Genomic DNA, 18125 nt, shown 5'->3' on the forward strand with positions numbered 1-18125 from the left:
CAGAGCCGCCCCGACCTCGGCCGCCTTGGCCTCGATCGTTGCGTTGTAGTCGGCGATCCGCGCCTGGAGCGTTTGCGCCTCGAAAGCGCGCAGCACGGCGTTCGTCGGCATCGCACCAGCGGAGCAGTCCCACGTGAACGGCTCCGGCGCCCCGGGCGGGCCCTCGCATCCCTGGACGAGATCGCTCGGCGCACCCAGCAGGGTCGGGGGCACGCCGAACCCGCATCCCTGCTCGAGGTAGCAGCGGGCGGCGGGGAGGACGAAGTCGGCGGCGAGAACCTTCTCGGGCTGTCCGCTTTGCCGGTCGATCGAGTACAGGTCCTCTCCGTTCGGGCCGGTCTCCGGCATGAACTGGACGAACGGGATCGCCGTCACGTCCGGGAGGTTGGCGATAGCGAGGGACGCCCCGGTTGCGTCGATCGAATCCACCAGCAACTGGAAGTCGGCGTCGAACGCCTCCGACGGCGTGATGGGACAGAACCAGTTCGGATCGAGGCTGGCGACGCTCCCGTCGCACCCGGACAGCGCCGCGCCGAGAATGTCGTTCGCCCCGATCCAGATCGTCACGAACGTCGGTTGCAACGCGGCCACCTGCTGGACGACCGTGTCCTCGGTACCGTCGGGGATGAGATCCCCGCGGATGACGAGGTCGTAGAAGAACGGGCGGTCCGGATCCCCGGGGGGCGGCGGCGGATGCACGGTGTGCCGGACGGCCGCCCCCGGAATGCCGAGGTTGTCGTAGGGACGGGGAAGGAAAAGGTTGAGCGGGCTGCCCGGCGGATCGGCCGTACCGTCGCCGTCGTGATCCTGGTCGAGCACGACACCCGGCACCAGGCTGTGCAGCACCAGAAGGGTCGGTATCCCCGGATCGCTGATCCAGGGCTGCTCGAACGGCTGCTCGGAGCCGAACCGATCGGCGAGAAGAGCGGGGTAGCTATAGGCCTGGTGGTCGGCCACGAGGCCGCCCGAGGCGTAGCCCGCCGTGAGGCTGTCGCCCACCGCCACGTACTTCCGGAAGCTCACCTGCGCCGGAGCCGCGGAAGGCGCCAGGACTGCCAGCGCGGCGACGGCCGCGACCCAGTGTTCCCTGCGCATCATCTCCGAAACCTCCTTCGCGCGCCCTCGGAGGCGGCGCGGGACCGTCCGCTCAGAAGCCGACGGTGGCTCCCAAGAGCCAGATCGTGCTGTCGTACGTCCCGTTGAACAGGTCCTGGCTGACCGTCGTCGTCCGCTTCTTGAACGGCAGGAACATCAGCGCCACGTCGAACGTCGCCTTGCCCCGCCGGCCGTAGCCGAACGTGAACCCCGTCCGAGTGGCGTCGGGCAGCAGCGGGCTGACGCTCTTGTCCGGCTGCGGAGTCTGGTCGTAGACGAAACCGAAGCGGAGCTCGTTCGCATCGTCCAGGCGCCAGTTCACGCCAGCCCGGTAGTTCCAAACGTCTTTCCAGTCCTCCCCGCGGACCACGTCCGGCACCTGGGAGCTGGAGAAGTCGATGTCGAGACGCTCGAAGGCGCTCCAGCCGGTCCAGTTGAAGTCAGCCTCCGCTGTCAGCTCGTCGCTGAACCGATACGCCAGGCCGAGACTGAGCATCTCCGGAAAGCCGATCGTCGTCGCGATCGGCACCTCCTGCCCGAACGGAAGGCTCTGCGCCACGACGAGGTCGAACTGCTGGTTCCCGGTCGGAACCTGGGTGAAGCGGGCCTTTCCGTGATAGTCGATCGACATTCCGTCGCGGTAGCTCAGGCCGATGCTGAGTTCGTCGGTGGGCCGGTACATCAGGCCGACGTTGAAGGCGAAGTCGTTCTCCAGATCCGAGTCCAGGACGACTCGCGCGATCTCGACGGTCTGGTTCAGGAACGGGTCGACCGCCGCCGCCCTTCGCTTGAGTTCGACGTCCGAGAAACGCGCCACCAGGCTCACGCCCATGGCGAAGCGATCGCCGACACGGACGGCGACCGACGGGAAGACGTCGAACGCGCGCAGCTCCGCCCGCTCGCTGACGAACCTTCCCGGCCAGGCGTCGGGATCGTCCCACTCGGTGGCGAGACCGAACGGCGTGTTCACTCCGATGCCGAACGACCAGGCGTCGCCCAGCGGCTGCACGTAGTAAAAGTGCGGCGGGAACAGGATGGCGTCGGTCTGCCGGCCCGCCGCGGACGGCCCTGGGAACGGCGCCAACCCGCGGAACTTCGAGTCGGCGATCCAGATCGCGGTGCCGCCGAGCTGGAAGGAGCGCTCGCGCTGGAAGGCGATCCCGGCCACGTTGTGGAACAGCGCGGAGCCGTCGTCGGCCTGGGCCGTGAAGGCCCCCGCCATGCCCATCGCCTTGCTCCCCTGCTCGAAGATGCCGAAACCGGCCGACAAGGCCGGAGCCAGCGAGGCCGCCGCCGCGACGACCGCCGCGAGGAGCACCTGGCTTCTCCTGCGTTCGAACATCCGTCTCTCTCCTGCCGCGGGGACGCCCCCCGGATGTGGGGCCCCGGTTCTCGGACCGCCCGGAAGCCGCTCGAACCTAAGACAGGCGCCCCGCTGCTGTCAACGGCGGGGTGCGACGCGGAACGCTAGAATCCGCCCGGCCGTAGCCGGAGCCCCGCCCGCCGATGCCCGACGAACGCGTTCTGCTCGAGGAGCTCGCCGCGAGTTACGGCCTCCTCCCGCGCCACACCGACGGACTGGGACGCCCGCACGACGTCGGGTCGGAGACCCTGCTCGCGCTGCTGGTGGCGCTCGGAGCGCCGGTGCGCCGGATGGAGGACGTGCCGGCGGCCCTCGCGGAGCGCCGCAGCGCGGCGGCCGGCCGCCTCGTGGACCCCGTCGTCTCGTGGTTCCAAGGCGAGCCGCCCGCGTTCGAGGTTCGGCTCGCGCCCGGGGAGGCGGAAGGCCCCCTGCACGTCACGATCGAGCTGGAGGACGGGCGGCAGGTCGGTTCCCCGATCGGGACCCCGCCATCCGGGGGCCCGGGCCCGCGGACCGCGCGGGTCCCGTTCCCGCCGATCCCCCCGGGCCTGCATCGTCTCCGTTGCCGGACCGCGCGCCGCCGGGCGGAGGCACGGCTGATCGCCGCGCCGCGGCGCGCGCATCCCGCCTCCGGCCCGACGTGGGGCCTCGCCGTGGCGCTGCCCTCGCTGCGGTCCGCGCGCAACCTCGGCCGCGGCGATCTGGCCGACCTCCGGCGGCTCGCCGCGTGGGCCGCCGGCCGCGGCGCCGGGTACGTCGGCGTCCTCCCGCTCCTCGCCGCGATGGATGACGAGGCCAGCCCCTACCGCCCGGCGAGCCGCCTCGCCTGGGACGAGGCCTTCCTTCCGGTCGACCGCCTGCCGGAGCTCGCGCTGGCCCCTTCGGCCCGAGCGCTCCTCGCGTCCCCTGGCTTCGCGGCCCTCCGGGAACGGCAGCGCCGTGGGGCACTCGTCGATCATGCCGGCGTCCGGTCCCTCGTGCGCTCGGTCCTCGCCCCGATCGCGGAAGCGGTCTGGACGGCGGGCGGCGGGGCCCGGGAGGAGATCGAGCGTTTCCGGCGGCTTCGGCCGTTCGCCGAGGCCTACGCCCGGCACCGGGCCGGGGAAGGCGGCGACCCCCGGCTGGATCTGTACGCCCAGTTCGCGATGGAGCGGGAACTGTCGGGGTTCGCGCCGCGGGGCGCGGGCGGCGCGGCCCTGCTGCTGGACCTGCCGCTCGGCATCCATCCGCGGGGGTTCGATGCGGCGTTCCGGCCGGACCTGTTCGTGCGGGGCGTCCGGCTCGGTGCCCCGCCCGACGCGTTCCACGTCGAAGGGCAGTCCTGGGATCTCCCCCCGTGGCATCCGGAGCGCTCGGCGGACGAAGGGCACGAGCACTTCGCCCTCTGCCTCGAGCACCAGATGCGCTTCGCCGGCGCGCTGCGGATCGACCACGTGATGGGGCTCTTCCGCCAGTACTGGATTCCCGCCGGCTTCCCGGCCGACGAGGGCGCCTACCTGCGCTTTCCCGGGCGCGACCTGACCGCCCTGGCGACGCTGCTGTCCCACCGGCACCGCTGCGCCCTCGTCGGCGAGGATCTCGGCACCGTCCCCCCCGAGGTGCGCCGCACCATGGAGCTTCGAGGCTGGGCCCGGACCTACGCCTTCGTGCTCGAGACACGGCCGCCCTCGCCGCTGCCGGATCCGCCGCCGGGAAGCTGCGCCGGGCTGAGCACGCACGACACCGCCACCTTCGCCGGATTCTGGAGCGGGGCCGACATCGCACGCCGCCTCGCGGGCGATCCGCGGCGGGCGCGCCTCGAAATCGAGGCCCGGAGGCGGCACTGCGCCCGCCTGGCGCGGATCCTCGGCGCACCCGCCGAGAAGGAGGCGGTCCTCGATCGGCTTCTCGACTGGCTCTCCGCCGGTCCTGCGGCTATCGTGCTCGCCTCCCTGGACGACCTGTGCCTGGACCCGGAACCGTTGAACGTGCCCGGAACCGCCCTGGAACGTCCCAACTGGCGCAAGCGGACGGCGCTGACGCTCGAGGAGATCGAGCGCGACCCCGTCATTTCCGCTCGCGTGGGGCGGCTGCGGCGCCCTTGACACGCTTCGCGCGCTCCGGAGAGTCTCGGGGGGAGAGGAGGACGACACCGCGCACGGCGCCCGCCGCGGCTGCGCGCACCCGGCCCGCCGGAGCGCGACCACGAAGGAGGGGAACCGCCCGATGAAGACGACGAGCGAGAATGCCGGGGCCCCGCGGCTCGAGAGCTTCGTCTACGACGACGGAATCGTGCGGCAGTTCCTGCTGGCGACGGTGGTCTGGGGCATCGTCGGTATGGGGGCGGGGCTGTTCGCCGCACTGGAGCTGGTGCTGCCGCAGCTCAACATGGAGCTGCCGTGGCTCACGTTCGGCCGGCTGCGCCCACTTCACACCAATGCAGCGATCTTCGCCTTCGCCGGCAACGCGATCTTCACCGCGGTGTACTACTCGTCACAGCGTCTCCTGAAGGCGAGGATGTTCAGCGACGTGCTCAGCCGCCTGCACTTCTGGGGCTGGCAGCTCATCATCGTCCTCGCGGCGATCACCCTTCCCTCCGGCTACACCCAGGGCAAGGAGTACGCCGAGCTGGAATGGCCGATCGACATCCTCATCGCCCTGGTCTGGATCGTGTTCGCAGTCAACTTCTTCGGAACGATCGCGCGTCGGAGGGAACGTCACCTCTACGTCGCCTTGTGGTTCTACATCGCGACGATCGTCGCCATTACCGTTCTCCACGTTTTCAACAACCTGGTCGTTCCCGCCGGGTGGCTGAAGAGCTACCCGATCTACGCCGGGGTCCAGGACGCGATGATGCAGTGGTGGTACGGCCACAACGCCGTCGCGTTCTTCCTCACCACGCCCTTCCTCGGGCTGATGTACTACTTCCTGCCGAAGGCCGCCGACCGGCCGGTGTTCAGCTACAAGCTGTCGATCCTCCACTTCTGGGCGCTGGTCTTCATCTATATCTGGGCGGGCCCCCATCACCTCCACTACACCGCCGTCCCCGCCTGGGCCTCCACCCTCGGCATGCTGTTTTCGATCATGCTCTGGATGCCGTCCTGGGGAGGGATGCTCAACGGACTCCTGACCCTCCGCGGCGCCTGGCAGAAGGTCGCCGAGGATCCGATCCTGAAGTTCTTCGTCGTGGGCGTGACGTTCTACGGGATGAGCACCTTCGAGGGGCCAGTGCTGTCCATCAAGAGCGTGAACGCCCTGTCCCACTACACCGACTGGACGATCGCCCACGTGCACTCGGGAACGCTCGGCTGGGTCGGATTCATGACCTTCGGAATGCTCTACTGGCTCATGCCGCGCGTGTTCCAGACCGAGCTTTGGAGCAAGCGCCTGGCCACCACGCACTTCTGGATCGGCACGATCGGCATCCTGATGTACGTGGTTCCGATGTACTTCGCCGGGCTCACCCAGGGCCTCATGTGGCGCGCCTTCGACTCCAATGGCCTGCTGCGGTACGGCGATTTCATGGAGACGGTGACGCGGCTCATGCCTTACTACTGGATGCGGGCCGCCGGTGGTGCCATCTACCTCACGGGGGCGTTCCTGCTGGTGGTGAATCTCGTGGCGACCTGGGCGCGGCGTCCGTCCCGGTACGCGGAGCCGGTGCAGCAGGCCGCAGCGCTGAGCCCGGTGTACACCGAAGAGCCGATCCCCCCGTCACGGCTGACGAACGTCGCCGAGATCGCCAAGAAGCTCGACGTCTTCGCCCAGGCCCGCTGGCACCGCCGGTGGGAGCGGTTGCCGCTGAGATTCACGGTCTGGGTGACGGTCGCCGTGGTCAGCGCATCGTTGTTCGAGATCGTGCCGACGTTCGTGATCAAGTCCAACGTGAAGACCATCGCGTCGGTGCAGCCCTATACGCCGCTCGAGCTGGCCGGGCGCGACATCTACATCCGGGAGGGCTGCTACAACTGTCACTCCCAGATGATCCGGCCGATGCGGCACGAAACGGAGCGCTACGGCGAGTACTCGAAGGCGGGGGAGTTCGTCTATGACCGTCCGTTCCAGTGGGGTTCGCGGCGCATCGGCCCGGACCTGCACCGGATCGGGCAGTCGAACGCGAGCGTCTCGTGGCACGTCCGGCATCTCAACAGGCCGACCGACACGAGTCCCGGGTCGATCATGCCCTCGTTCCCGTGGCTCCTGGAGAACGAGTTCGACTTCTCCAGCATCGAGGCCAAGGTGAGGGCCTGGCGCCGTCTCGGCGTTCCCTACGATGTCGGGACCGCCGTGGAGCAGGCACGGGCGCAGGCCAGGCAGGTGTTCGAGAAGCTGGTCGACGAGGACCCGACCTACGCGGGGAGCGGTCTCGAGTCGAAGGAGGTCATTCCGCTGGTGGCCTACCTGCTCCGCCTCGGAACCGATATCTCCAAGCCGCCGCCGGACACCGGCCGGCGTATCGCGAGCGGGCAGGCGGACACCCCGGACGCCTCGGAGTGAGACATGCCGTTCGCGCAGGCAGGTTCGCCTTTCCACGGTTTCAACGTGACGCTCGACGTCGCGCTGTTGCTGTTCTTCTTCGCTTTCTTCCTCGCGGTCGTGATCAGGGTGGTGACCCGCGGCCGCGGGGCGTACGACGAGGTGTCCCGGCTGCCGCTGGCCGAGGACGACGCACAGCCGGGGGCACGCCGGGTGGAGGGGCCCACCGATGAGTTCTAGGGAGCCGGAACGCGACAAGCTGTTCGATCACGACTACGACGGCATCCGCGAGTACGACAATCCTCTTCCCCGCTGGTGGGTCTTCATCTTCGTCGGAACGATCCTTTTCTGCTTCCCGTACGTCGTCTATTACCACTTCACCCCCGGACGGACGATCTACGACGCGCTCGACCGGGAAGTGGCCGCCTACGCGGACAAGCTTCTGGCGACGTACGGTGAGCTGACCCCCGACGAGGATACGATCCTCCGGTTCATGGATGACGATGTGGCGATGACGGGCATGGCGAGCCTGTTCAAGGGACGTTGTGCCCAGTGCCACCTCGCCGACGGCAGCGGGAACGTGGGGCCGAATCTCACCGACGACTCCTGGATCCACGTGAAGACGCTCACCGACATCCCGCGCGTCATCAAGAACGGGGTTCCCCTCAAGGGGATGCCCGCGTGGGGGGAGCGGCTGACCGACACCCAGATCGTGCTCCTGTCGGCCTACGTCGCCCGCCTCCGCCGCAACCCCGTTCCCGGGAAAGCCCCGCAGGGGGAGGTGATCCCGCCGTGGCCGACCCGCACGGCGGACACGAGCCCGCCGGCGGGGTCGCGCTGAATCGCGGGCGATGACCGTGGGCGCTCCACCTCCTGCGGAAGAGCAGGTCCTCTCGACCCTCAACCGCGACGGATCCCGCCGCTGGCTGCGGCCCCGTCCGAGCCCGGGCCGGTTCCTGGCGGCGCGGAGGGCCGTGGCGGCGGTCCTCGTCGTCCTGTTCACCGGGCTGCCGTTCGTGAAGATCGGCGGCAAGCCGGCGTTGCTGTTCGACCTGCCCGCCCGGGAATTCACGTTCTTCGGTCACACGTTCCTCCCCACCGATACACTCCCGCTCGCGCTGCTGGTGCTGTCGATTTTCGTCTCGATCTTCCTGCTGACGGCGCTGTTCGGGCGGATCTGGTGCGGCTGGGCCTGCCCCCAGACCGTGTACATGGAGTTTCTTTTTCGCCCGCTCGAACGTTTCTTCGAGGGCCGGCACTACTCCACGGGAGGAAGAGCCCCCCTCCACCCGTTGCGGGCAGTCGGCAAGTACGCGGCGTTCCTCGCCGCCTCGCTCTACCTGGCACACACCTTCCTCGCCTACTTCGTCGGCGTGGACCGGCTCTGGGCATGGATGCACCGGTCGCCCGTGGAGCACCCGACCGCCTTCCTCGTGGTCGCCGGAACCACGGGGCTGATGATGCTGGACTTCGCCTACTTCCGGGAGCAGGTCTGCACGCTGATGTGTCCCTACGGGCGATTCCAGTCGGTGCTTCTCGACCGGCAATCCCTGATCGTCAGCTACGACCCGCGGCGGGGCGAGCCGCGCGGCAAGGGGCGGCGCCGCGACGGACTCGGGGATTGCATCGACTGCGGGCTCTGCGTGGCCACCTGCCCCACCGGGATCGACATCCGCGACGGCCTCCAGATGGAGTGCCTGCACTGCGCCCAGTGCATCGACGCGTGCGACGCCGTGATGAAGCGGGTGGGCAAGCCGCGCGGACTGATCCGATACAGCTCGCAGGAGGCGATCGAGACCGGCCGCGTTCGGATGCTGCGGCCGAGAATCTTCCTGTACCCCCTGGTCCTCGCCGGCCTGCTGACCGGCTTCGGTTGGGTGCTCGGCCACCGGGCGGCGGCCGACATCGACTTCCTCAGGGTGCGCAGCACGCCCTACCGCGTGCGGCCCGACGGCCGCGTCGAGAGCGCCCTTCAGGTCAAGATCACGAACCGCTCGTCCGGAAAGAGGACATACCGCGTGGCGCTGGCGGACGCGGAGTGGTTCAGCTCCGATCTCCCGCTCACCTTGCCGCCGCGGGCCTCCGGAACCGCCCTGATCCACGTCGTCCTGCCGGCCGAGAGGTTCCGCCGCGGGCGGGCGGACGTCACCGTGCAGGTGGAGGACGGATCCGGGTGGCGCACCGTCCGGCGCCACCACGTGCTGGGCCCGCTTTTCGCCGGCGGCTCCGCCGCCGGTGCAGGAGGTTCGCCGTGAGCGCCCGCACGCGCTGGTTCGCGTTGATCACCGGCCTTTTGGCGATGTCGGCGGCCGCGTACGGGACGCTCATCGTCGTCGCCCTCCGCGACCCGTCGTTCGCCGTGGAGGAGGACTACGAACGGAAGGCGCGCGAGTGGGACCGCATCGCCGAGGAGCGCGCGCGGTCCGCCGCTCTCGGCTGGCACGTCTCGCTCGCCGCCGGACCGCTGGTTCTCCGGGGACGCACGGACATCGGGGTCGTGGTGACCGATGGGGACGGCCGTCCGGTCGAAGGGGCCGAGGTCCACCTCGAGACCTTCCACAACGCCCGCGCCGCCCACCGGCTGCGCGCCCAGCTCGCGCCGGTCGCACCGGGCCGCTACGGCGCGGCGCTGCCGCTGGACCGTCCCGGGCTGTGGGAGTTCCGGCTCCGCATTCGCCGCGGCCCGGACCTGTATGTCGGGTCGATCCGGCGCATGCTCCGGCCCGACCGGGAGGCGACCCGGTGACCGGTCTGGCTCTCGGAGTCCTCGCCGCGAGCCTGCTCGGATCGCTGCACTGCGCGGCGATGTGCGGTCCGCTGCTCGCCTGGTCGGTCGCTTCCGCGAGGGCGCCGGGCCCGCTGCCCCATGCCGCCTATCACTGCGGGCGGCTCGTCTCGTACGCGGCCCTGGGATGGCTCGCCGGGGGCGCCGGGTCGGTCGTCGATCTCGGCGGCGCGCTTTTCGGCGTGCACCGCGCGGCGCTCGTCCTCGCGGGGACGGGACTGATCCTCTTCGGGCTCGTGCAGCTCTCCGGGGGCCGGGGGTTGGACCGCCTTCCGCTGGTGCGGGGCGCCTCGCGCGCGCTGGCGGCGGCCGCCGGACGGCTCGGCGGCGTCCCGCCGCTGCCGCGAGCGGCCGCGCTGGGCATCCTGTCCGCCCTCCTTCCCTGCGGGTGGCTCTACGCCTTCGTCCTGACCGCCGCGGGCGCCGGCTCCGCGGCCGGAGGTCTGGCCGTCATGGCGGTCTTCTGGGCCGGAACGGTGCCCGCCCTCGCCGGCATCGGCGCCGGTCTGTCTTTCGCGCGGCCGCTCCTCCGGCGTGCGCCCCGGCTCGCCGCCGCGGCGCTCGTGGCGGTGGGACTGCTCGCCCTCGCCTCGCGCTGGCATCACGCCCCGGCACCCGCCGCGGCGGCGCCGCCGCGCGCCGCGGCCACGGCGGAGAACGCGGTCCGCCGATGAAGGGGCCGGCCGAACAGGGCGTGGGTGAGCCCGCCTGCGCCCATTGCGGCCTTCCCGTGCCGCCCTCCCGGCGGAATTTCGAGGGGAATTCCTTCTGCTGCGCCGGCTGCGAGGTGGTCTACACGACCATCCGCGAGCACGGCCTCGAGCGCTACTACGCGCTGCGCGCCGAACAGGCGGACCGGCCGGCGCTGCCGGCCTCGGGAGCCGATTTCGACGCGTTCGACGATCCCTCGTTCGCCGAGCGCCACGTGCGGCGGCTTCCCGACGGCACGGCCCGCACGCGGCTGCTCCTCGAGGGGGTCCACTGCGCCGCGTGCGTTTGGCTGGTCGAACGCCTGCCGAGGCTGCTGGAGGGCGTTCTGGACGCGCGGCTGGACGTCCGCCGGCGGGTGGTGGAGGTCGCGTGGGACCCCGAAGCGGTGCCGCTCAGCCGGATCGCGCGCGAACTCGACCGCCTCGGCTACCCCCCGCATCCCCACCGGGCCTCTGCGGGGGAGGAGTTGCGGCTGGCGGAGCGGCGGCGGCGCCTGGTCGACCTGGGCGTCGCCGGAGCCTGCGCGGGGAACGCGATGGGGATCGCCTTCGCCCTGTACGGAGGCATGCTCAACGGCATCGACCCCTCGCTCCGCCTCCTGTTCCGCGCCGGCGGCCTCGCGCTCACCCTCGTCGCCGTCGCCTGGCCCGGCCGGGTCTTCTTCCGCGGCGCGCTGGCGGCCTTGCGCAGCGGGGTGGCGCACATGGACCTGCCCGTGGCGGTGGCGCTGGCCGCCGGCACCGTGTGGGGTGCGGTCAACACGCTGCGCAACGCCGGTCACGTCTACTTCGAATCGATCACCGGCGTGATTTTCCTCCTGCTGGCCGGCCGTTATCTCCAGCAGCGGCGGGAGGAGTCCGCCTACGAGGCGGTCTCGCTCCTCTACCGGGTGACGCCCGGTACGGCCCGGGCCGTCGAAGCGGACGGGCGGCGAAGGGCGGTTCCGGTGGAAGCGCTGAGACCCGGGATGCGGATCGAACTCCTCGCGGGCGAGACGGTGCCGGCCGACGGGCGGATCCTGCGAGGGCAGACCAGCTTCGACCTGTCCTTCCTGACGGGCGAGTCGCGGCCGTGCACGCGCGGACCCGGGGCGACCGTCCATGCGGGCGCGGTCAACCTGGGTGGACCGGTGCTGGTGGAGGTGACCGCCGCCGGCGAGGAGACTCGTGTCGGACGGTTGATGCGGCTGGTCGAAGGCCTGGCGCAGGAACGAGCCCCGGTGGTCCGACTCGCCGACCGCTGGGCTCGCGGGTTCGTGCTCGCCGTGCTCGCCGCGGCCGCGCTTTGCCTCGCCGTTTGGTGGCCGGCCGATCCATCGAGAGCCGTGGAAAACGCGATCGCTCTGCTCATCGTCTCCTGCCCGTGCGCCTTGGGCCTCGCGACGCCGCTCGCCGTCCTGGCGGCGATCGGCCGTGCCGCGCGCGCCGGGATCCTCGTCAAGGGCGGCACCGCCCTCGAGCGGCTGGCGCGGCCCGGAGCGATCTTCCTCGACAAGACCGGAACGGTGACGAGCGGCCGGCTCGAGGTGGTGAGCTGGCACGGGAACGCCGGAGCGAAGTCCTGCCTCGCCGCGATCGAGGAGGGGGTGGAGCACCCCGTGGCGCGGGCGCTCCGCGAGTTCTGCGGGGGGCCGAGAGGATGGTCCGCCCGGTCGATCTCCCGCGCAGCCGGGCGTGGCGTGGAGGCACGGGTGACCGATCCCGAGGGCCGGGAGCGCGTGGCGTTGGCCGGAACCCCGGATCTCGTGCGGGGGCGCACCGGGGCCTGGCCCAGCTGGGTGGACAGGGCGGTCCGTTCCTGCACCAGCCGCGGCCAGACCCCCGTGGTCCTCGCGATCGACGGGAAGATCGCCGCGGTGGCCGGTCTCGGCGACCCCGTCCGGCCCGAGGCCGAGCGGGCCGTGCGCGACCTGCGGCGCTTGGGTTGGGAGGTGTTCCTTCTCTCCGGCGACCACCCGCGCGTGGCCCGGGCCGCGGGAGCGCAGCTGGGATTGCCCGGTTCCGCGGTGACGGGCGGGGCGACACCCGAGCGGAAGGCGCGGATCGTGTCGGCGGCGCGACGCCGGTGGCCGACGGTCGTGATGGTCGGTGACGGCGTGAACGACGCCGCCGCGCTGGCGGCCGCCACGGTGGGCATCGCCGCCCACGGCAGCGCCGAGGCCAGCTTCGCGGCGGCGGACATCGCGCTCCAGCGTCCCGGCCTCGACGGGGTCGTCACCGCGGTCCGCGGCGCCCGGCGGACCCTCGCCGCGATCCGGCGCAACCTGATCGTTTCCGCGGCGTACAATCTCGTGGCCGCCGCCCTGGCGATGGCCGGCGCCATCGACCCGCTGGTGGCGGCGGTGCTGATGCCGATGAGTTCGCTGACCGTGCTCACGCTTTCCCATCGGGCGCGCACGTTCCCGGCCGCACCGGCTTAGCCCGGTCCGCCCATGATTCCCTCGGCGATGGCGCCGCATCGGATCGCCGGCCGGGGCGATCGGCCCCCCCGGCCCGGACCCGGTCTCCCAGCGGCAGGACGGTCCGCCGGACCGTCCGGCCATCCGCCGGGAGGTGCTCCCCCGATGGTGCGAAGCGCGACGCAACTGGACGACGGACGGACCTTTCGGCCGACGTTCGGGCCTCGATCCGTTCGAGGCCGGATCCTGCCATCCTCCAACGACTTCGGCGGAACAACGCACCATTGCGGATGCACTTCACAGCCGTTGGGCCGCGCTCCGCGCGGCGGGGCCGGCAGCGGCGGTGCTCCCGGGGGCGTCCCGGCCCGGGACGCCTCGGACGCACCGTCTTGCGCGCGGCCCATCCAGCGGCATCTGCGCCGTGCCGTTCCGAGGTTTCATGACTGATCCGGGTTAGGGTGTCGCCGATGTCGGTGCTCTACGTCGTCTTCCCCCTCGCGCTCGCGATCGCGGCGGTGGCGGTCGTCGCCTTCGTCTGGGCCGTCCGCAGCGGCCAGTTCGACGATCTGGAGACCCCCGCGATGAGAATCCTCGACGAGGACGACGCCGGCCGCGACGGGGAAAGGCCGAAGGACGGCTCGCCGCCGGGGACTCCCCGCTAGAGCCTCAGCGCACGGCGGCGCGCGCCCGGGCGGACAGGGTCTCCGCCGCGAGAACCAGCGCCAGAATCAGGATCAGGATCATCCCCGCGCGCGCCCACTCGAGTGCCGACACGGCCGCGTCCAGGGCGAGCCCGACGCCTCCGGCCCCGACCAGACCCACCACGGTGGCTTCGCGGATGTTGATGTCCCACCGGAACCAGGCGACCCCGGCGAAGACCGGAGCGATCCGCGGCACGACCGCGAAACGAAGCACTTGCAGCCGTCCGGCTCCCGCCGCGGTCAGCGCCTCGAGCGGGCCGGGCTCGACCTCCTCGATCGCCTCGTACAGGAGCTTCCCCACGAACCCGACCGATCGGAAGGCGATCGCCAGCACGCCGGCCAGCACTCCGGGGCCGAAGATCGACACCAGCAGCAGGGCCCAGATCAGGCTGTTGACCGACCGGGAGACGGCGATCGCGGCCAGCGCCGGAGCCCGAAAAAGGGGATGCGGAGTGGTCGTCCGGGCGGCGAGCCATGCCACCGGTCCTGCGATGGCGAGCGCGAGCAGGGTGCCGAGGGTGGCGATGTGCAGCGTCTCCAGAAGCGGCCCGACCAGATCTCTCGCATAGGTCCAGTCGGGGGGAAACATGCGGCGCAGGAGGTCCGCGGCCTGCCGCGGTCCGTCCCACACGAAGGGCCAGAGCGTGCGCGCCGACACGTAGCGGGCGGAGGCGAGCAGCAGTGCCCCGGCCGCCGCCGCGCCGGCGGCACGCAGCGCGCGCGTCCGGCGGCGGCCTCTCACGAGAGCCTCCGGCGCGCCGCTCCGGAGAGTGTCTCTCCGGCGAGGACCAGGGCCACGATGGTGAGCAGGATCGCTCCGGCGACGCCGTACTCGTAGCGGTCGAATGCCGTGTTCAGGGTCGCGCCGATCCCCCCTGCCCCGACGACGCCGATGATCGCCGACTCCCGGAAGTTGATGTCGAGACGATAGGCGGTGAGGCCGACGAAGCGCGGGACGACCTGCGGGACGATCGCGAAGCGGATCACCTGCAAGGGTCCCGCCCCGGCGGAACGCAGCGCCTCCACCGGGGCACCGGCCACCTCCTCGATCGCCTCCGCGAGCAGCTTCCCGGTGAACCCGACCGTCGCGAAGGCGAGGGTCAGAACGCCCGCCAGCGGGCCGAAGCCCACCAGCACGACGAAGAAGATGGCGACGATGAGCTCGTGGAAGCTGCGGGCGAGGACGACGACTGCGCGGCAGGCGAGGTAGACCGGAAGCGGCGAGATGTTCCGCGCCGCGCCGAACGCCACCGGCACGCTGAGGAGCGTTCCTGCGGCGGTGGCGAGGACGGTCATCGCCAGCGACTCGCCCAGCCCCTCGAGGATCTCCCCCCACCGGCTCGCGAAGTCCGGGTGGAGCAGGGCGGCCGCGAACGCGGCTCCCCGCGCGACCCCCTTCGCGGCGCGACCCCAATCGATCTGCAGCGACGCCGCGGCATAGGCGAGATACGCGGCCCCGCCCAGAACCCACCACGAGGCTCTCGGGAACCGCCGCGGCGTCACGGCGCGCGATCCCCCGGCGCCCGTTCCGCGCCCTCCCAGTCCTCCTCGCCGTAGATCCGTGTGAGGACCTGCGGGGTGAGTCCCTCCGGGGGGCCGTCGTAGACGATCCGTCCTTCTCGCAGGCCGACGATTCTCGGCAGGAAGCGCGTCGCCAGCGGGACATCGTGAATGTTGACGATGGCCGCGACGCCGCGTTCGCGGGCCAGTTCGACGATCAGTCTCATGATCGCGCGCGCCGTCCGCGGGTCGAGACTCGCCGTGGGTTCGTCCACCAGCAAGAGTTCGGGGGACTGGATCAGCGCCCGCGCGATCCCCACGCGCTGCCGCTGGCCGCCCGAAAGGGCGTCGGCGCGCTCCCCCTCGAGCCCGCCGAGACCGACGCGATCGAGGAGCCGCCGGGCCTCGGCGACGTCTTCCGGGGGAAAGCGCTTGAAAAGACTGCGCCACGTGCCGAGGTGCCCCAGCCGGCCGGTCAGCACGTTCTCCAGGACTGTGAGCCGGTCCACCAGCGCGAACTCCTGGAAGATCATCCCGATGCGCCGCCGGGCGCGCCGCAGCCGTTGCCCCCTCAATCGGGTGATCTCGAGGCCGTCGAGACGCACGCTTCCGGCGGTCGGCTCGACCAGGCGGTTGACGCACCGGATGAGGGTGCTCTTCCCTGCCCCGGACGGCCCGATCAGGGCGACGACCTCTCCCCTGCCGAGACTGAGATCCACGCCGCGGAGCGCGGCGATGCGGCCGTAGGCCTTGACGAGACCCTCGATTTCGAGCAGCGGCCGCTCCGGCACGGCGCCCTCAGCGCCAGGAGGTGTAGCGGACGCCGTTGGCGGCGTCGATGCGCCGGATGACCTCCCAGTGCTTCCTGTAGTCCACGGGCACGAACCGGCTTCCCGCCGTTCCCGCGAACTCGCGCAGCAGCTCGGTCCCCGTCCAATCGAACGTGAAGAAGGCCTCTCGGATCTTCCGGGCCAGCTCCGGGGCGAGATCGTGCGCGTACCCGAAGGCGGTCGTCGGGAAAGGTTGGGATGCGTAGAGCACGCGGAAGGCCCGCCGGTCGACGACCCCCCTTTCCGCCATCCGGTCGAGAACCGTACTGGCGACGGCGGCCGCGTCGTAGTCTCCGTGCGCCACCCCCAGGATCGAATTGTCGTGCTTGCCGGAGTAGGTCGAGCGGTAGTCCTTCCCCTCTTCCAGCCCGAATTCCGCCTTCAGGAGCGCGCGCGGGGCCTTGGCGCCGGAGTTCGAGGTCGGCGAAGTGAAGGCGATCTCATGCCCCCGAAGACCGGCGACGTCCGCGATCGGCCCGTCGGCACGAGTGATCAGCAGCATCCGGTAGCCGAAGCTTCCGTCCTGTCGCGCCATCATCGCCACCGGCACGAATCCGGCGGCGTTCACCGCGAGCGGAACGCTGCCGGTGTTGAACCCGGCCACGTGGAGGCGGCCGGCCCGCATCGCCTCGATCTCGGCGGCGTTGGACTGCACGGGAAAGTAGACCACGCGCCGCCCGGTCGCCGCCGAGAGATGATCGAGGAACGGCTGCCACGCCCGCCGGTACAAAGCCGGATCCTCCACCGGCGTGTAGGCGAAGACGAGCACCGGGGGATCTTTCCACGCCGACGGGTCGGCAGGGGGGTCGGCGACCAGGTCGCCGTCGGTGTCGCAGTACCGCGAGTCGAGCTGGCCGTGCGGGCACTCCGGCGCGGCTCCGAGGGCCACCAGCGCCGCTGCGGCCCAGAGGAGAAGCGCGGTCCGGAGTTGGCGGCGGCAGCCGATCACGGCACCTCCACGGGGCTTCGACGGGCGGCCGGGGAGAGCCCCGGCCCGGCCCTCCACTATACGGGAGGTGCACCCTCGATGGTGCGCTACGCAGGCCAACTCGATGAAAGACGGGCACCTGGCGCCGATCTCAGGTAAAGCGCGCGGTCCGGCGCGCCAACTGCCGAGGGCTCACCGAGTTGCGACGAAGGAACGCACCATTGGGGATGCACCTCACTATAATCTCGCGGCCTACGAGGAGCGACCGATGCCAGACGATCCGTTCGCCGCGCTCGACGAGGCCGCTCGTCGCGGCCCGGAGGCGCTCGTCGGCCGGCTCATCGAACTGGCGGACCGGTCGGGGAACGCGGACGAGCGGTTGGCCGCCCGGCTCCTCGCCGAGCGGCTTCGGCTCGGGCTGCCGGTGTGGGGCGAGCCGGAGGGCCCTCCGGTCTCCCCGGAAACCCGCACGGCCTACGAGAAGGCGGCGGACAGGATCGCGCGCGCCCTGGGACGGGAACTCCTGGAGCGGGGGGAGATCGCCGCGGCCTGGCCGATATGGCGACGACTGGGCGAGACCGGTCCCGTCGCCGAAGCGATCGAGCGGCTCGCCTCCGAACGGCCTGCCGTTCCGCGACGCCGCCTTTCGGAGCTGATCCGGATCGCGCTCCACGAAGGAGCTCACCCCGCCGCCGGCCTTCGCCTGGCCGTCGAGGCGGGCGAGTACGGGGCTGCCTTCGACTTCCTGGCGGAGGACGAATCGATCGGTCGGGAAGAGCGGAGTGCGGCCGCCGCCGAGGCGATTCAGCGCCTCCACGGCGACCTCAGCGCGGCCTTGCTCCGGGCCGCCGGCGAGCCGGCCGGCTCCCCGGAAGGGGCCGTCGACCTCGCCCATCTGATCGCGAAGCATCCGGGGGTGGCGGAGGGAGATCCCCCGGTCGTCGACCCCGCACTCCTTCGGCGCGCCGTGCGCGTCTCCCCCTGGCTCGAGGCGGGTCCTGCGCTCGAGTGCGCCATCGACCTGTGCCGCGCCGGAGAGAGCCTGCCGGCGCGGCTGCGCCGGCCCGGCCCACCTCCTTTCGAAGCATTCTTCACCGACCACCGGATTCTCCTCTCGGGCCTCGCCGGCCGACAGGTGGACGCGGCTGTCGAACACTTCATCGCCAAGGCCGAGTTCCACCGCCGCCGAGGCGGCGAGGGCGCGCAGGCGGCGGGCGAGACCCTCATCTACCTGTTGCATCGCGCCGGCCGGCCGGTCCCGGCGCTGGCGGCACTCAACCGGTACCTCGCCACCCCCCCGCGCGGCCCCCTTTGCCCTCCCCTCGAGGTGCTCTGCTCGGCTGCAGGGGACTTCGGCCC

Annotated in this window: 16 protein-coding genes; 10 read left to right on the plus strand and 6 right to left on the minus strand. The window is 71.4% G+C overall.

All coding sequences use genetic code 11. The features are described 5' to 3' along the window. Window positions 1–1098: hypothetical protein (locus D6718_02625; GenBank protein ID RMG47922.1), on the minus strand; the 1098-nt coding region annotated here is incomplete at its 3' end. A gap of 49 nt (window positions 1099–1147) precedes the next feature. After that, the gene (locus tag D6718_02630; GenBank protein RMG47923.1) at window positions 1148–2437 is read right to left on the minus strand and encodes a hypothetical protein; all 1290 of its coding nucleotides are present in this window, start codon (window positions 2435–2437) and stop codon (window positions 1148–1150) included. Window positions 2438–2601: 164 nt separating this feature from the next. Here D6718_02630 and D6718_02635 point away from each other — a divergent pair, with 164 nt between their 5' ends. From D6718_02635 to ccoS, 9 genes are all read left to right on the plus strand, one after another. After that, window positions 2602–4542, plus strand: a complete 1941-nt coding sequence (locus D6718_02635) for a hypothetical protein (protein RMG47924.1) — start codon at window positions 2602–2604, stop codon at window positions 4540–4542. Window positions 4543–4663: 121 nt separating this feature from the next. Beyond that, entirely contained in the window at window positions 4664–6934 is a 2271-nt protein-coding gene (gene ccoN, locus D6718_02640; protein ID RMG47925.1) for a cytochrome-c oxidase, cbb3-type subunit I, read from the plus strand. Window positions 6935–6937: 3 nt separating this feature from the next. Further along, window positions 6938–7153, plus strand: a complete 216-nt coding sequence (locus D6718_02645) for a CcoQ/FixQ family Cbb3-type cytochrome c oxidase assembly chaperone (protein RMG47926.1) — start codon at window positions 6938–6940, stop codon at window positions 7151–7153. Then, window positions 7143–7754 (plus strand): cytochrome C oxidase Cbb3, encoded by a 612-nt coding sequence (locus tag D6718_02650; GenBank protein ID RMG47927.1) that lies wholly within the window; start codon window positions 7143–7145, stop codon window positions 7752–7754. The genes D6718_02645 and D6718_02650 overlap by 11 nt, the downstream gene beginning before the upstream one ends. A 10-nt stretch (window positions 7755–7764) precedes the next feature. Further along, a complete protein-coding gene (gene ccoG / locus D6718_02655; GenBank protein RMG47928.1) occupies window positions 7765–9168 on the plus strand; it encodes a cytochrome c oxidase accessory protein CcoG in 1404 nt (467 codons plus the stop codon). Then, window positions 9165–9659 (plus strand): hypothetical protein, encoded by a 495-nt coding sequence (locus D6718_02660; protein ID RMG47929.1) that lies wholly within the window; start codon window positions 9165–9167, stop codon window positions 9657–9659. The genes ccoG and D6718_02660 overlap by 4 nt, the downstream gene beginning before the upstream one ends. Further along, complete coding sequence (locus D6718_02665; GenBank protein ID RMG47930.1) at window positions 9656–10372, plus strand: sulfite exporter TauE/SafE family protein; 717 nt, start codon at window positions 9656–9658, stop codon at window positions 10370–10372. The genes D6718_02660 and D6718_02665 overlap by 4 nt, the downstream gene beginning before the upstream one ends. Further along, window positions 10369–12828: a heavy metal translocating P-type ATPase gene (locus D6718_02670; protein RMG47931.1), complete on the plus strand. Its 2460-nt coding sequence runs from the start codon at window positions 10369–10371 to the stop codon at window positions 12826–12828. The genes D6718_02665 and D6718_02670 overlap by 4 nt, the downstream gene beginning before the upstream one ends. Before the next feature lie 446 nt (window positions 12829–13274). After that, window positions 13275–13469 (plus strand): cbb3-type cytochrome oxidase assembly protein CcoS, encoded by a 195-nt coding sequence (gene ccoS, locus D6718_02675; GenBank protein RMG47932.1) that lies wholly within the window; start codon window positions 13275–13277, stop codon window positions 13467–13469. Between the two features lie 4 nt (window positions 13470–13473). Here ccoS and phnE (D6718_02680) read toward each other — a convergent pair whose 3' ends face one another. Genes phnE (D6718_02680) through phnD form a run of 4 tightly spaced genes read right to left on the minus strand, consistent with a single transcriptional unit; the run spans window position 13474 to window position 16784 of the window. Next, entirely contained in the window at window positions 13474–14250 is a 777-nt protein-coding gene (phnE, locus tag D6718_02680; GenBank protein RMG47933.1) for a phosphonate ABC transporter, permease protein PhnE, read from the minus strand. Continuing rightward, the gene (gene phnE, locus D6718_02685) at window positions 14247–15011 is read right to left on the minus strand and encodes a phosphonate ABC transporter, permease protein PhnE (protein ID RMG47934.1); all 765 of its coding nucleotides are present in this window, start codon (window positions 15009–15011) and stop codon (window positions 14247–14249) included. Before phnE (D6718_02685) ends, phnE (D6718_02680) begins: the two co-directional genes overlap by 4 nt. Further along, window positions 15008–15784, minus strand: coding sequence for a phosphonate ABC transporter ATP-binding protein (phnC, locus tag D6718_02690; GenBank protein ID RMG47936.1), 777 nt, complete (start codon window positions 15782–15784; stop codon window positions 15008–15010). The genes phnE (D6718_02685) and phnC overlap by 4 nt, the downstream gene beginning before the upstream one ends. A gap of 22 nt (window positions 15785–15806) precedes the next feature. After that, window positions 15807–16784, minus strand: a complete 978-nt coding sequence (gene phnD, locus D6718_02695) for a phosphate/phosphite/phosphonate ABC transporter substrate-binding protein (protein ID RMG47937.1) — start codon at window positions 16782–16784, stop codon at window positions 15807–15809. A 250-nt stretch (window positions 16785–17034) separates the two neighbouring features. Between phnD and D6718_02700 the strand changes: the two genes are divergently transcribed. Then, window positions 17035–18125 (plus strand): hypothetical protein (locus tag D6718_02700; GenBank protein ID RMG47935.1); only part of this gene is annotated, 1091 nt, incomplete at its 3' end.

It is taken from the genome of Acidobacteriota bacterium (assembly GCA_003696075.1).
Classification (GTDB): domain Bacteria; phylum Acidobacteriota; class Polarisedimenticolia; order J045; family J045; genus J045.